The 14,067-nt window shown below is 51.5% G+C and carries 15 protein-coding genes, 1 tRNA gene and 1 other RNA gene; 9 read left to right on the forward strand and 8 right to left on the reverse strand.

Annotated elements, in window-relative coordinates:
- Positions 1–101: 101 nt before the first annotated feature.
- From FEK30_RS17325 to FEK30_RS13320, 3 genes are read left to right on the forward strand one after another with little or no spacing between them, the layout of a single operon-like run.
- Entirely contained in the window at positions 102–335 is a 234-nt protein-coding gene (locus FEK30_RS17325; protein WP_138073455.1) for a helix-turn-helix transcriptional regulator, read from the forward strand.
- Positions 336–361: 26 nt separating this feature from the next.
- Positions 362–721, forward strand: coding sequence for a hypothetical protein (locus FEK30_RS13315; RefSeq protein WP_138073456.1), 360 nt, complete (start codon positions 362–364; stop codon positions 719–721).
- A 46-nt stretch (positions 722–767) separates the two neighbouring features.
- Positions 768–1,187 carry a DUF2335 domain-containing protein gene (locus FEK30_RS13320; protein ID WP_220094726.1) on the forward strand — a complete coding sequence of 140 codons (420 nt, stop codon included), beginning with the start codon at positions 768–770 and terminating at the stop codon, positions 1,185–1,187.
- Positions 1,188–1,600: 413 nt separating this feature from the next.
- Here the strand turns inward: FEK30_RS13320 and FEK30_RS13325 are convergent, their stop codons facing one another.
- The 3 genes from FEK30_RS13325 to FEK30_RS13335 form a co-directional block, all read right to left on the reverse strand.
- Positions 1,601–2,092 (reverse strand): hypothetical protein, encoded by a 492-nt coding sequence (locus FEK30_RS13325; RefSeq protein ID WP_138073458.1) that lies wholly within the window; start codon positions 2,090–2,092, stop codon positions 1,601–1,603.
- The gene (locus tag FEK30_RS13330; RefSeq protein WP_181445663.1) at positions 2,089–3,171 is read right to left on the reverse strand and encodes a site-specific integrase; all 1,083 of its coding nucleotides are present in this window, start codon (positions 3,169–3,171) and stop codon (positions 2,089–2,091) included. Before FEK30_RS13330 ends, FEK30_RS13325 begins: the two co-directional genes overlap by 4 nt.
- A gap of 128 nt (positions 3,172–3,299) precedes the next feature.
- Positions 3,300–3,373 (reverse strand) — tRNA-Met (locus FEK30_RS13335).
- Positions 3,374–3,488: 115 nt separating this feature from the next.
- Between FEK30_RS13335 and FEK30_RS13340 the strand changes: the two genes are divergently transcribed.
- Positions 3,489–3,956 carry a YidH family protein gene (locus FEK30_RS13340; protein WP_138073459.1) on the forward strand — a complete coding sequence of 156 codons (468 nt, stop codon included), beginning with the start codon at positions 3,489–3,491 and terminating at the stop codon, positions 3,954–3,956.
- 37 nt (positions 3,957–3,993) lie between these two features.
- Positions 3,994–4,090: signal recognition particle sRNA small type (ffs, locus tag FEK30_RS13345), an RNA gene on the forward strand.
- Between the two features lie 27 nt (positions 4,091–4,117).
- On the opposite strand, the gene FEK30_RS13350 is transcribed toward ffs, so the two are convergent.
- Together FEK30_RS13350 and proB are read right to left on the reverse strand one after the other, a co-directional pair.
- On the reverse strand, positions 4,118–4,708 hold the full coding sequence (locus tag FEK30_RS13350) for a PAP/fibrillin family protein (protein ID WP_012307392.1): 591 nt from the start codon (positions 4,706–4,708) through the stop codon (positions 4,118–4,120).
- A gap of 58 nt (positions 4,709–4,766) precedes the next feature.
- Entirely contained in the window at positions 4,767–5,891 is a 1,125-nt protein-coding gene (gene proB, locus FEK30_RS13355) for a glutamate 5-kinase (protein WP_012307393.1), read from the reverse strand.
- A gap of 190 nt (positions 5,892–6,081) precedes the next feature.
- Here proB and FEK30_RS13360 point away from each other — a divergent pair, with 190 nt between their 5' ends.
- Positions 6,082–7,038 carry a class I SAM-dependent methyltransferase gene (locus FEK30_RS13360; protein ID WP_138073460.1) on the forward strand — a complete coding sequence of 319 codons (957 nt, stop codon included), beginning with the start codon at positions 6,082–6,084 and terminating at the stop codon, positions 7,036–7,038.
- Between the two features lie 22 nt (positions 7,039–7,060).
- Complete coding sequence (locus FEK30_RS13365) at positions 7,061–8,764, forward strand: NAD+ synthase (protein WP_138073461.1); 1,704 nt, start codon at positions 7,061–7,063, stop codon at positions 8,762–8,764.
- 15 nt (positions 8,765–8,779) lie between these two features.
- Here FEK30_RS13365 and sfsA read toward each other — a convergent pair whose 3' ends face one another.
- From sfsA to FEK30_RS13380, 3 genes are all read right to left on the reverse strand, one after another.
- The gene (sfsA, locus tag FEK30_RS13370) at positions 8,780–9,538 is read right to left on the reverse strand and encodes a DNA/RNA nuclease SfsA (RefSeq protein WP_138073826.1); all 759 of its coding nucleotides are present in this window, start codon (positions 9,536–9,538) and stop codon (positions 8,780–8,782) included.
- 29 nt (positions 9,539–9,567) lie between these two features.
- Complete coding sequence (locus FEK30_RS13375; RefSeq protein ID WP_030006349.1) at positions 9,568–10,146, reverse strand: late competence development ComFB family protein; 579 nt, start codon at positions 10,144–10,146, stop codon at positions 9,568–9,570.
- Between the two features lie 160 nt (positions 10,147–10,306).
- A complete protein-coding gene (locus FEK30_RS13380) occupies positions 10,307–10,948 on the reverse strand; it encodes a class I SAM-dependent methyltransferase (RefSeq protein WP_099240709.1) in 642 nt (213 codons plus the stop codon).
- A gap of 82 nt (positions 10,949–11,030) precedes the next feature.
- Here FEK30_RS13380 and FEK30_RS13385 point away from each other — a divergent pair, with 82 nt between their 5' ends.
- Entirely contained in the window at positions 11,031–13,241 is a 2,211-nt protein-coding gene (locus tag FEK30_RS13385) for a PP2C family protein-serine/threonine phosphatase (protein ID WP_138073462.1), read from the forward strand.
- A 97-nt stretch (positions 13,242–13,338) separates the two neighbouring features.
- Positions 13,339–14,049, forward strand: coding sequence for a Crp/Fnr family transcriptional regulator (locus FEK30_RS13390; RefSeq protein WP_045441586.1), 711 nt, complete (start codon positions 13,339–13,341; stop codon positions 14,047–14,049).
- Positions 14,050–14,067 lie beyond the last annotated feature (18 nt).

The following is a 14,067-nucleotide window of genomic DNA, read 5'->3' on the forward strand; positions in this document are numbered from 1 at the left end:
ATTATATATGTTCCAAGGAGGTAGGGGGGATTGCCGTCCCATTCCCTACCCTTTTTCATTGGTGATCGGACTGCATAGCTAGCTATGCAATATTTAGTATAATGGTGGAACTAAAGACGCGCAATAAATTAACTTTGAGAGAACTTAGAAAGCTATTGGGCCTTAGCCAAAGTCGTTTTGCGGACGCTTTGGGCGTAAGCCGTGGGACTATTTCTTTTTGGGAGCGTGGAATTTATAAGCCGGCATTGTCTATAGAGCAGATAAAGACCCTTGAAGATATGTTAAGCACCATTGGATTAAAATTTAGAGACCTACCGGACGATGTTTCCCAGTAGGTCTAGTTAGAAGAGGAACTAGAATCATGAAAACAATTACACGTATAGCAAGGAGGAATCCCCAAAAAGGAGTATGGAGAGGGGTAAGAAGTGCTTTTTCTATCCACCCCCCCAGCCGTAATCAAGAAACTAAGGCAACTCTGGAAAAACTGATTGAATCAGCCAAACATGGTGCTGAAGCCGATACTGAAGCCATCCGTTCTGATTGGAAAAGGGTTGGTAGAGATATGTATGAGGCTCAAACCAAATTTTTAGAAAGCCTTGACCAAGAACAGCGAGAAAAGCTGGATAGATTATTAAAAGTTGAATCATTAAAATTCAAGATAGATGAACGATCCTATTTCTGGAAAATCGCCCACCGACTCAGAGACAGAGCAGAATCCTGACCTTGATCAGGACACTCTCTCACCCGTATCTAAAGAGCAACCAGAAATGTCGCCCGATTTGTATGAAGAGGCAGCAATTGCTTTTAGTCATTATTCTGGCCCTATCCCTCATCCCGCAATTCTTGGTCTTTACGAAGAGGTACTTCCTGGTTCAGCAGAGAGAATTCTTGCCATGACAGAAAAACAGCAGGACTTTAGACACAGCCAAGAAAAGATGGTGTTGACAGCAGAGGTCAATGACCTGAAAGCGGATCGGGAGGAAGCGCGACGCGGCCAAAATTACGCCCTGGCGATCGCTCTCGTCGTAGTGACTTGTGGAACGATTACCGCTGCCCTGGGGCATGGTTGGGCCGCTACTGGCATTATGGGAACAGGGACAGCCCCGGTTGTTGCCTCTTTCATCAATGGGCGTAGGCGTTCTGGCTATCGAAACTCCGCCGATAACCAGAACCCTTCCGAAGAATGAGCTAATTTAAAATCATGAGCGTTTGTTGGGTGAGGGCGATCAAGGCGATCGCCCATTGTTTTAAGTAAGGCAATGATTTTCAACGAAATCACGAAAGAAAGCTTTGAGAGTTACGTGGAAGCCGCCGCATCAGTAGGAGGCACATATCGAGGGTTGTTAGCGGCTCATCGAAGGGTAAACTTTGCTGGCCGGTTCAAATATCGTGGACAAAAGTGGAGCGCTGGCAAAACTTCTATTTTCCCAATCAAAAAGCATAAAACCCCCTCTAGGCTTTCTGTCCCCCCAGTCGAAAAGCCCACAAATCCGCCTAACCCCTGTCGGGTTCCAAGGCAGAAAAAGGTCTCAGCCAAGCAAATTACGCAGAGAAAAACCTTGCGGGAATTGCTTAACCTTTAACTAAAGCGATCGCCTTTTTATTTGCCGTAACGCCGCTGGTTATCTAGGCGGGCTTTCATGGTCTCGATCTGCTTCAGAATTTTGACTTTCTGATCCGTAAACCCATCGATCTGGGCCTGCTGCTCCTTAACTTTCAACTCAAGCCGCTTAAAGTAGTCGAGCTGGGAAACCGAAAAATAAGCAATCGGGAACCATATCCCCAGGAAAACTATCCCCACTTGATCGGCATACCCAGCCAAAAACAAGAAAAAACAAGGAATCATGGCAAAGAACGCAGCGAAATGGGTGATCATATAGTTCAAAAAAACGATCCGCCATTTTTTGTAAAACTTCTTGTATATCCAGATTTCCAAGACCAGTGCAAGCATTATCAAGAACAAGACTCCGACCCACTCATCTCCATATTTAGGCCCTGTGGTCACAACTCCATTAACGATAAAAGCAAATCCGAGGGAGCCAAGACAAAAGACCCCCAATAGTTTCAGGGTTTTAAGGAATGTATCAATCATGAGCTTTCTCCAGGGGCGCGGGGACGGTCGGGATTATCAGCAATCTGTCGGGTAAGTGTTAAAACTTCATCCTTCTCGTACCAATGATGATAGGTCTTAAAATGCACATCGAGACTATGCCCCATCAATTTTGCTGCATCAATCGGTTTGACCCCAAATTGCTTGGATCGGCGGGCGTAGCAATGGCGCAGAACATAGGGCGTAAAGGCGACAGAATAACGGGAAAATTGCCGCGTCACTCGACTACCCAACGCCGAATAATCCTTACTTCCCGACCAGGGCGGCGCGGTTCCCTCCAATAGCCCCCACTGCTCTACCCATTCCGGATATAAAGGCGACACATGGCGCGGCCCGGTCTTCCCTTCCCGGAGGTACAGCAATGGTGGATCGCTCAAATCCGCAAAAAATACCTCATGGGGACGCAACCCATAGGCCGCCATCAAACCATAGGCCCAACGCCAGGATGGGTTCGGGATTTTTCTAAATCCATTGGCGATCGCCTTGTCACTGGGCAAGGTACGCGGCGTGAGAAATTTATGGCAATATCGACCCCGGTATTCGTCCAGGTCTACCGCTATCCCCGCAAATTCCGCCAACTTCCTTAAGGCGATACAGGCCCGCAATCTTTGCCGGCTGTCTGGTTTGATGCCCTTCACCACATCAAGGATCGCCGTCTTGGTGAGCTTGCGCCTCTGGGGGAGTTTGTTAAAAATCTGTTGGTAGCTGCTGCGGTAGGTCGTTCGCGCTTGGGGTGTCTCAGCCCGCTTTGCGAAATAATCTTGCTCAAATGCGGCGATCCATTCCGAACAAGTCTGTATGTCATTTTTGCCATACGCGGCCCAGTCAAATTCCCCGCAAGCAATCAGGCCACCGAGCTTAATCGCTTCAGCTTTGGCCCGTTGCAATCCCTGCTCATTAGCAAAGACCCCAAGGGCGATCCGTTGCCGATGGGGAGCTCTCCGCCCCGTCCCCGGCTTAGGGGGAAGTGTGGCCCGTAGATAGACCCGTTTTCCCTGGATTTCCACAGACACACCAATTCTTAGGGCGTCTAAATCCCGGTTTATCATTTCAATATTCATGGCTGATCTAGACCATATTTAGACCACGCCTTACGGGAGAATAGGCATCCCAGGCCACCATGAAAAAGTAAGCAAAAATCCCCCACGCTACCGATAGCGCAATGGAAATTTGACCTACACTGTAAATATGGCTCGAGGCAGATTTGAACTGCCGACCTTGGGCTTATGAGTCCCCTGCTCTAACCAGCTGAGCTACCGAGCCAAAACCGTAAATGATTATAACTACAGCAACTGCTTGTGTCAAGGGCTTGGTTTAAGGTCATCGTCAATGTCTAAACTTGAGTACGAAACGAGACTAGCCACTTCCCCTACTAACCATGTCTAAATTGCCTAAAATTGACCGACAGCGGGAACACCAAGCCAACGAACGCACCTTTCTGGCTTGGTTGCGTACCTCGATCGCCTTAATTGGTTTTGGCTTTGCGATCGCCCGTTTTGGTTTTTTTGTGCGTCAAATTGAAGAAACCCTAGTCTCCCAGAGTAATTTGCCCTTGCCGAACCTGGCATCTTCCGAAACACTGGGTTGGGCCTTTGCGATCGCCGGCATTGTGATCATTGCTTTGGCTCTGTGGAACTATCACCAACATTTTCGCCAAATTGAGCAGGGAAATTATCAACCCAATCGCTGGATGATTACCACAACGGCGCTGGTGGCAATGGTTTTAGGGGGGCTGAGTTTGATTTTGATGATTGGCAGTAAACCCGATCCGACTCGGGAAGATTTTTCTCGATCCCAGGCCCTTCCTAGAGCTTCAAATGCATTTAAGCGCCACACTAGGTACTAATTCCCAAGGGGAAGACTTCTGTGTTATATTTTTAAGCGACTCGGATCTATGCGATCTCGACGCCCAAACCTTGTCAGGACCGGAAGGTAGCAGCAATACGGGATGCTCGTGGTAGGCGTAGGCTCCGGGTCTTTTGGTTTTTTGGGGATTGCAGCAGTCAGTTAGTACTTTTCACGGCTTAGAACAAACACGCTACCCTCATTCCCCCGGCCAATGCGCAGATCTTCATCAAGATAAGTGATATCAAGCCAGCCATTATTATTTTTGCTGTTAATTCCCACATCAACAGGAAAGAATTTTTTCCCGGCTAACATTTGCTCGACGAGTCCTTTCGGAAAACGGTAGTTCATCAGGCGTTGGGAGCCAATCACGTAGCGATTAAAGAAAACATTCACCCGCTGATCAGAGACAGGAGTGAAAGAGGCTTCCACGAGCACTAAGCCTTCAAGGAAAGGAATCCCCTCTAGTTCGGCGATGTTGTAGATTTTTTGCTGGAGTGGCCGCACACATTGGTAAACTTGCCCTAACTGCAAAAGGGGAAAGCGATTGATCCCCAAAATGCCTTTGCTGGTGGTATAAATCAGTCGCCAATCCCCTTCGAGTAAGGTTGTCGCTTCTAGGGGCTTGGGGGTCGGGTTTTGGTCTTCGAGGCGATCAACGATGGCGAGGATATTGGCGCGGTCTACTTCAGTGGCGATCAGACCACGATTTTTTCCGGCAATGGTTTCGAGGAGGTTCGTTTTTAGATTCATGGAAAGGTGAGCAGTGGTCAGCGCAGGTCTAAGGAAATTTAGGCCATAGATTATTTTCTCATATCCCTTCAGCGGCGATCAGCAGGGCCAAGTTATCTCGGTGAATCACAGTATCGGCGCTGCCATAGCCGAGAATTTGGCGAATTTGGGTCGAATGTTGCCCTTGAATTTTTTCAATATCTTGGTGGTTGTAGTTTACTAACCCTCTGGCGATCGCCTGACCTGTTTGGGTTCTCAGTTCTACGGGGTCGTTAATGGTAAATTCCCCTTCCACGGCAACAATACCTGCCGCGAGGAGAGAACGACCATTTTTCAGGAGGGCCTGGGTTGCGCCATCGTCAAGGGTGAGAATTCCCTGGGGTACAAGGCCATAGGCAATCCAACGTTTACGGGCATTATCGGCCTGGGGTTGGGCTTCAAAATGGGTGCCGATATCTTCCCCGGCAACAATTTTCAGGAGATTCTGGGGGGTTTTGCCCTGGGTAATCACCGTGCGTACGCCAGCGCTGGTGGCAATGCGGGCAGCAGTGAGCTTTGTTTGCATGCCCCCTGTCCCCCATTGAGAACCGCTAGATCCGGCATCGACCTGGAGGTTAAACAGTTCGCTGGAACTGACCAGGGGAATGGGGCGGGCGTCAGGATTTTGTCTGGGGTCAGCGGAATAGAGGCGATCCACATCGGTGAGCAGCACCAACCAGTCGGCATTCACCAAGCTGGCGACCAGGGCAGAGAGGGTATCGTTATCGCCGAATTTCAGTTCATCGACGGCAACGGTATCGTTTTCGTTCACAATCGGGATCACGCTGAGATCCAACATCGCGTTGAGGGCTTCCTGGACGGTCAGGTAGGAAGTGCGATCCACGAGGTCTCGACGGGTGAGTAATACCTGGGCGATCGCCTGTTGCAGACTGGTAAATAGATCATCATAAAGCCGGATTAAACGGCCCTGACCCACGGCGGCGATCGCCTGTTTTTCGGCAATTTTTTTCGGACGTTCTGAACGTTTCAACACCCCACAGCCCACGCCCACGGCCCCAGAGGAGACGAGGATCACCCGGTGGCCCTTTTGTTTGAGGCGGGTCAAGGTTTCCACGAGGGTACCGATGGTTGCCAAAGCCAACATGCCTGTCTTGGGATCTGTGAGGCTAGAGGTGCCAATTTTAACGACGATGGTTTGGGGCATAGAAGACTGTGAGGCTAAGTGAATTTTTCTATTATTTCAGCAAAAATTCCCTTGAGCCGAAAATCTTACCCCACGTCCACAGCATCCTTCTGGTCTCCCGTTAGGGAAAACAAGGGATTTCAGCAATGGCGGTAAAATAGACCCAGTTTCTGTGTTTTAAATCCGCTGACAAAAGTCCCCAACGTTATCCATGACCCATACTGCGATCGCCAAAGAAAAACCCGATTGGGCTGGGGAAGACTGGTTATCCCGCCTTGTCAACCGTCTGATCCAAACAAAGCCCCTCTACGCCCTGATGAAACAACAAGCCCGGCGCGTTCTGATTAAAACCGCCGAAAAAAATGGTGTCCCCTGGCGGCAGATCGTGAAGGAATTGGAGCAATCCCCCGCCAAACAATATTTCCAAGACATCGCCAATCCCCACCTGGACTACCCCGACTATTACCGAGTCCCCTTCCATGCCTACAACGAAGGGAATTTATGTTGGCAAGCAGCCTTTGAGGCGGCCCCAGCGACGGCAGCGATGGCCCTACGGGTTTGGAAAACGGAACCCCTCACCCCAGAAGTGGCCCAGGCCCGACTCCGCAATAGTTTTTTAGATGTTCTTGAACAATATTTGCCCCAGAACGTAAACGAAGCCTTGGATATCGGCTGTTCCGTGGGCATTTCGACCTTTGCGCTTCTAGAACGACTCCAGGCCAAAAATCCAGCAGTTGAGGTAACGGGCCTAGATCTTTCGCCCCATATGCTCGCGGTGGCTAAGGTTCAAGATAAAAATCAGGCGGTGCAATGGTGCCATGGCAAGGCGGAAACGACGGAGTTTACCGATGATCGATTCGATTTAATTACCTTGCAATTTGTCCTCCATGAACTGCCCAACCAGGCCACCCGCGAAATTTTCCAGGAATGCCGACGCATTTTGCGGCCCGGAGGTTGTTTGGCGATCGTCGATAACAATCCGAAATCTCCGGTGATTCAGGGTTTACCGCCAGCCTTGTTTGTGTTGATGAAGAGTACAGAACCTTGGAGTGACGAATATTATACTTTTGATGTAGAATCGACACTAAAGGAAGTCGGTTTTGATTACCGCACCACCGTCGCCAGTGATCCGCGCCACCGCACGATCATTGCCCACAAGCCCTTTTAATTGTTTGCCAAATGTTTGCCGAATGAAAATTGCGATCGCCCAACTGAACCCCACTATTGGGGACTTGACTGGTAATGCCGAGCGGATCCTGGTCGCAGCAGAAGAAGCGGCGATCGCCAATGTCCGCTTATTGCTCACGCCGGAACTGTCCCTCTGTGGGTATCCGCCCCGGGATCTCTTGCTCCATGCGGATTTTATTGACCGGATGCAGGCCCAGCTCACAGCCCTCGCCGCAAAAATTCCGCCGACCCTCGCCGTTTTAGTCGGTTTGGCAACTCCCAACCCAGAGGCGATCGCCAAGGGGGAAAAAGCCCTCCACAACAGCATCGCCCTTATTGACCAGGGGAAAGTCCAGCACATTTTCCATAAGCAACTGTTGCCCACCTACGATGTGTTCGACGAAGATCGCTATTTTGAACCTGGCAAGCAATCAAACTGGTTTTTCCTCCATCCCAGCCCGACGGTCGCCCCTTTAAAAATTGGCGTTACCATCTGCGAAGACCTCTGGAACGACCAAGCCTTTTGGGGCAAGCGCCAGTACGAAATTAATCCCCTCGAACAATTGGCCGAGGCCGGGGTCGATTTGATCGTGAACTTGTCGGCTTCTCCTTACACCGTCGGGAAACAGCGCCTGCGGGAAGGGATGCTCCACCATGGCGCCCAACGTTACCGGACGCCCATTCTCTACGCGAACCAAGTGGGGGGGAATGATGATTTGATTTTTGACGGCGGGAGTGTGGCCTTTGACCGGGAGGGACAACTGGTTGGGCGATCGCCAAGTTTTCAAGAGTCCCTGTTGGCGGTGGAATTTAGCCCCGACCCACAAACCCTATCACTGCCCCAGGGTTTACCTGCTGCTTTTCAGCAAACCGTTAGTCCCGAATATGGGGCCGATGAGGCGGAAATTTTTGCAGCTCTGGTGTTGGGTCTCCGGGACTATGCCCGTAAATGCGGCTTTTCGAAAATTGTCCTGGGTTTGAGTGGTGGCATCGACTCGGCCCTGGTAGCGGCGATCGCCGTTGCAGCGGTGGGGGCTGAAAATGTGTTGGGGGTGCTCATGCCTTCCCCCTACAGTTCGGAACATTCCCTCAGCGATGCGATCGCCCTGGTGGAAAATCTCCAGATTCGCCACGAAATTATTCCCATTGAGCCAGCGATGCAAGCCTTTGAGGCGATGCTCGGCGATTTATTTACAGGCACAGAATTTGGGGTAGCCGAAGAAAATCTCCAGTCCCGCATCCGGGGGAATCTGCTGATGGCGATCGCCAATAAGTTTGGTTATTTGCTGGTGTCAACGGGCAACAAGTCCGAAATGGCGGTGGGTTATTGCACCCTCTATGGCGATATGAATGGCGGCCTAGCGGTGATCGCCGATGTCCCGAAAATGCGGGTGTTTAGCCTTTGTAAATGGTTAAACCGCGACCGAGAACTCATTCCCCCGGCAATTATTACCAAACCCCCTAGTGCGGAACTGCGCCCCGACCAATTGGATCAAGACTCCTTGCCCCCCTATCCGGTGTTGGATGAGATCCTCAAACGGGTAATCCACCGCAATCAATCGGCCCCAGAACTCCACGCCGCTGGCCATGACCACGATACTGTGGCCCAGGTTTTAAAGCTCCTTCATCGTGCCGAATTTAAGCGCCGTCAGGCTGCTCCTGGTTTGAAAATTACCGATCGAGCCTTTGGTACGGGGTGGCGGATGCCCATTGCCTGCCGCTGGTAAAGCAGATCCCAAACGTTAACCAACCCCAGAGATTTCCGTCGCTGCCCAGGGAGCTAAACCCAAGTAACGAATACCTTCTGGACTAACCGCAAAGCGACAGGGAAGAATTTGGATGCCGGCGGCGATCGCCTGACGGAATAGCTCCCCATATTTCGGGTCTTTGCTATCCCCAGGGGCAAACCGGGTGCAATCGCCTCGATTGATGAAATAGAGCATCACCGCTTTTGCTGCGGGCACAATGTCGATGAGTTCTTGGAGGTGCTTTTGGCCCCTGGTGGTTTCAGTATCCGGGAAAAGCGCCAGTTCTCCCTTTGTCCAGGTGGTATTTTTAACTTCCACATAAATAGGCGATCGCCCTTCCCCTGTCAAAAGAAAATCAATGCGACTTTTATTCTCTGTGCCATAGCGCACCTCTGGTCGCACTGTGTCGTAATGGTCAGCTAATTCAGGGATTTGCTTCGCCAAAAGCATCGCTTTGATCACCCGGTTAGGTAACGCTGTATTGACGCCGACCCAGGTCGGTTCTGGGGTGTGTAACTGGATCATCTCCCAGGTATAGGCTAGTTTGCGCTTGGGATTATCACTTTTTGAGAGCATCACCGGCGCTCCCAACTCACAAATCCCCGTCATCGGCCCCGTATTGGGACAATGGGCCGTAACGATTTCCCCGGAGGCCAATTCAATGTCTGCTAAAAAACGTTTGTAGCGTTTCCGCAGGATGCCAGGGATCAATTCAGGATAACGATAAACAAAAGGCTGTGTGGTCGCGGTCATCGGTGGAAAAATTAAGCTGGCGATCGCCCCTAAAACTTGTAATGGGGATCTTGCCAATCAAAGACAGGGGGAACGTAGGTTTGATATTCCCATTCTGTGATCACATCTTCAATGCGGCGGTGCACAATCCCCTGGGTGGCTGCTTTTTTGAGGGCTTTGGCCACAATGATTTTCAGGGTATCCCAATCCATATCCGGGGCATCTGATTCGATGAGGTAGGAATCCCGTAGGAGTTTTTCGAGGTCCCGTAGGCAGGTTTCGGCGATTTCGTATTGGGCATATTGGGCTGGCACTAGGGGCGTTGAAGAACGCAAAGGATCCCGTTGGACAGCGGCGATCGCCTGGCGCACCGCAATATTAATTTGTTGCTTGAGATCCAGAACGCCTTTTTCTTCTTGGCGCTCTTTACCCCGTTCGCTGGAGGCATAGAGGGGAGGCACCCGGTTCAAAGCATAGGTGGCCACCTCCACCACATCAATATATTCAGCTAATTTCTGTGGGAGGCGCTTGAGTTGCCGATGGATTTCCTTGTGCACCAGGTTTTCCATAATATTTTGGTAAGCACGGCGATTGCCCTTTCCTGGTGAGGGCGCAGATGGCTGATTCATAATAATGGCCCCTGGAGAGCAACGGGGGATTTTTTAGCAAAGACTGCAGATTTTGGCGAAAACAAGGGCAAAAAATACTTTTCTCTAAGTACCCATTTAATACTATAGTTTGCTTTCCCTGCAGACCCAGATTAAGTTAACAATTGTTGCGGCTCCCCATTTACTGCTTTCTGGCAGCAACCGCATAGAACGGATCCCGATGGCCCAGGCCCAGCATCTGTAACAGCAGGGGTTGGTCGCTCCGTTGTGTCACCACGGTCGGTTTGGCAAAGCCTGGGGTTTGCTGAAAGTAATGCTGCACGAGCTGGAGATGTTCGGCGTCGGTACTGTCCCGCCAAGCGGCGATCGCCTTTTGGTAAAACATCCGATTTGAAAAACTAACAATACAAATTCCCCCTGGGGTCAGCACCCGTTGAATTTCTGCAAACACCGCCTCTGGATATTGGAGATATTGCACCGAGACCGCCACCAAAACCGCCTCAAAGCTTTGATCGGCCAAGGGTAATTTGGGATCGGCATTGAGGTTTTGAACAAAATAGCGATCCAGACGACGGTTTTTCGCCAGTTCTGCCGCGTTCATTCCGTGGCCGACCACCTCCCGAAACGCGAGATCTGGCAAATGGGAGACCCAACTGCTCATCAAATCTAGAACTCGATCATTGGGCTGCAACAACGTGCCATAGAGTTGGGTTAACTGGTCAATAAAGCCATCATCTACGTGGGTCACAAACCGGGGGTAATCGTAGAAAAGCTGATCATCGCTAGAATCGAGCTTCTGCCGTTGGCTAGGGGAAAGAATCATAGAAAATGCAGCGCAAAGAATACGTTAAATTAGTGATCATGCGGGGAAACCCCCAGTCAATCTGCCCCTCAGGCACAGATGTATGGATATTTCTAAGGTAACGATTTCTTGCGGGAAAAACGACTGCCCAGGGGTAGCTTCGTTGGCCCAATCCCATTGTCCCCTCTGCCAAGCGCCGGTGGTCAAGCGCTATCTGCGGGTTGTGGGGGCACCCCAGTTGACCCTGACGCCCCAAACTCTGGTGGGGGAAGGCGATCGCTATTGGGTGACAGAAACCCCAGATATTCTCTTAGACACAAAGCCCGCATTGCCCCCGGTACTGACTGAAACGCTCCCCCCGGCCATCGAAAGTTATCTACGGCTCTCGACCCATCTGCTCCACATTCCCAAGGTATTTGGCCTATTGACGCCCCAGGAAGGGTGGTTACTGGAATATCCATCGGTGGCCCTCGACGAAACGGGTTATCCCCGCTGGCCAAATTTATTTATGCCCCTCACGGAGGCTTGGCAGACTGCAACTCCCCTGCAACAACTCAACTGGCTGATGCAGATTGCGGCGCTGCTACCAGATTTTGTGGAACATGGAGTGGTTCCGAGTGTTTACTATCTAGGGGACTGGGCTGTCCACGGGGGCCTTATTCAGGTGCAAAAATTGCGCTTTGAACCCAACCAGCCCTTAAATTTGGTGCGCCTGGGGAATTTGTGGGCCGAGTTACTCGAAACCGTGGCCCCTGTGATTCAACCCTTTTGTCATCGCCTCCAGCAGGGGTTAAGCCAAGGCCAGATCCAAGATCCGCAGCAGCTCTATGGGATTTTGCGCCAGGGGGTTTTGGAATTGGGGCGATCGCCCCTGGAATACCATTACCGCCTCTATACCAAAACTGACGCTGGCCCCAACCGTGACCACAATGAGGATGCCTGTTTTCCGCCCCCCGGCAAAGTTTATCCCGATGCGCCCCTAGCAATTGTCTGTGATGGCATTGGTGGCCATGAACAGGGGGAAGTGGCCTCGGCGATCGCCATTGAGCAACTGCAAACCCAACTGGAAAATCTCACCGATCATCCGCCGGAGCAGGCCGCCCAGATCCAAGAAAAATTAGCCGCCGCCGTGCTCCAGGCCAACGATGTAATTTGCGATCGCAACGACCAAGAAAATCGCCAAGACCGGAACCGCATGGGCACCACCGTTGTCATGGCCTGGGTTCATGCCCCCGAACTTTACCTGACCCACGTGGGAGACTCCCGCATTTATCGCATCACCACCACCAGTTGCCACCAACTGACCTATGACGATGACCTCGGTTCCCGGGAAGTCCGCCTTGGCTATGCCCTCTACAAAGATGCCTTGGCCTACCCTGGATCTGGGGCTTTGGTGCAAGCTTTGGGGATGAATCCGTCCCATTCTCTCCACCCCACCGTAACGTCCCTGGTGCTGGATCAAGACGCGATTTACCTCCTTTGTTCCGACGGCCTCAGTGATGATGGCCAAGTAGAAGCCCATTGGGCAGCGGAAATCGCCCCCCTAATCCAAGGCCAAAAAGACCTGACCCAAGTGGGCGATCGCCTGATTGAAATTGCCAATACCAAGAATGGCCACGACAACAGCACCATTGCCCTACTCCAGGTCAAAGTGCAGGGAGAAGTTCCCGAAACGCCGATTCCTTACCCGAAACTCACCCAACTACAACCAACCTTTATCCAACCCAAGGCACCGCCCCCCGTGGCAACCCAAATGTCTCGGCTCCGGGGACGCAAAACAGCAAATTCCCCCAGTCGTCTATTGCTGATTTTGGTTGGGTGTCTGTGTTTGTTGGGGGTCGGTAGTTTGCTGTGGCAACGTTGGCAGCGGGAACCCCTAGGCAGTTCTCCCTCCACAACACCACCAACGATTAATCCTGTCCCCATTACGGATGTCACCGAAGATCCACCAACAGTAACAGTGCCCGCAGGGGAACCAGAGGAGACGACTTTACCCCTGAGCAAAAATCAAATTTTTCAGCTCCAGGAAAATCGTTCCCTCACAGCCTACGCCACACCAGAGGCGATCGCCACCGCCACCGCCGATCCGTTATTAATTTTGGGGGGCAGTATTCTTCGGGTCGAGCAAATCAATGGGGATAATCAAGTGATGCTGAAACTTTGTCAAAAAGGCGATCAAAGCGCGCCTCCAAGTCGCAAACTTTTGACCGAGGGCAATAATGCTTGGGTGGCCCTCGCTGACCTAGAGGGACAATTAACCCCTGATTTTACGGTGCCTGCCGCGAACCCTTGTGTGCCATCTGCTCTGGAATAAAAATGTTGGGGCTATCGATTTTCCGGAGGCATTGCATAATGGAGGGAGATTTAAGCCCCATGTGGCCCTGCTGACCCTGCCCTTTGCCCCAAGAATTATGGCCGAATCCCCCACGAATCCGGTGAGTGATGACACAGCCCGCACCTTCCTCAAGGCGTTGCCTTTTTTCCAGGGGCTACCGGAGGCAAGTCTACAAAAGGCGATCGCCCATCTGGTGACGCGGCCCTTCCCAGCCAACCAAATTATTCTTTTAGAAAAAGACTGGGGCGGTTCTGTTTACTTTATCCAGATGGGCTGGGTGAAAATTCGCACCTACAACCTCGATGGCAAAGAAATTACCCTGAATATCCTCGGCGCTGGGGAATTATTTGGCGAAATGGCCGCCCTCGAAGAAGCCACCCGTTCCACCGATGTGATCACCCTGACCGCCACCACCATTAGTAGTATCCCCGCCGCCGACTTCGTTGAATTGGTAAACACAGAGCCTCTGGTGGGAGTCCGTCTCGCCCAACTGATGGCCAAACGTCTCCGCCAAGTGAACCGTCGCCTCCAGGTGCGTGAAACCAATAGTCTGGCGCGAGTCGCTGATATCCTGGTCTTTTTGGCCGAAAGTCAAGGACAAGCCACAGACCAAGGGGAGATCCGCATTCCGAGTCTGCCCCATCGGGAACTGAGTAGTTTAAGTGGTCTGGCGCGGGAGACAGTCACGCGGGTTTTGACTAAGTTAGAAAAGAAGGGTTTAATTAGGCGCACCCCGGATGCTGTGTTTATCCCAAATCTGCGTGCCCTCGACGACATCATCCATTAGGCGATCGCTGTGACTGAG

This window comes from Picosynechococcus sp. PCC 11901, assembly GCF_005577135.1.
GTDB lineage: Bacteria > Cyanobacteriota > Cyanobacteriia > Cyanobacteriales > MRBY01 > MRBY01.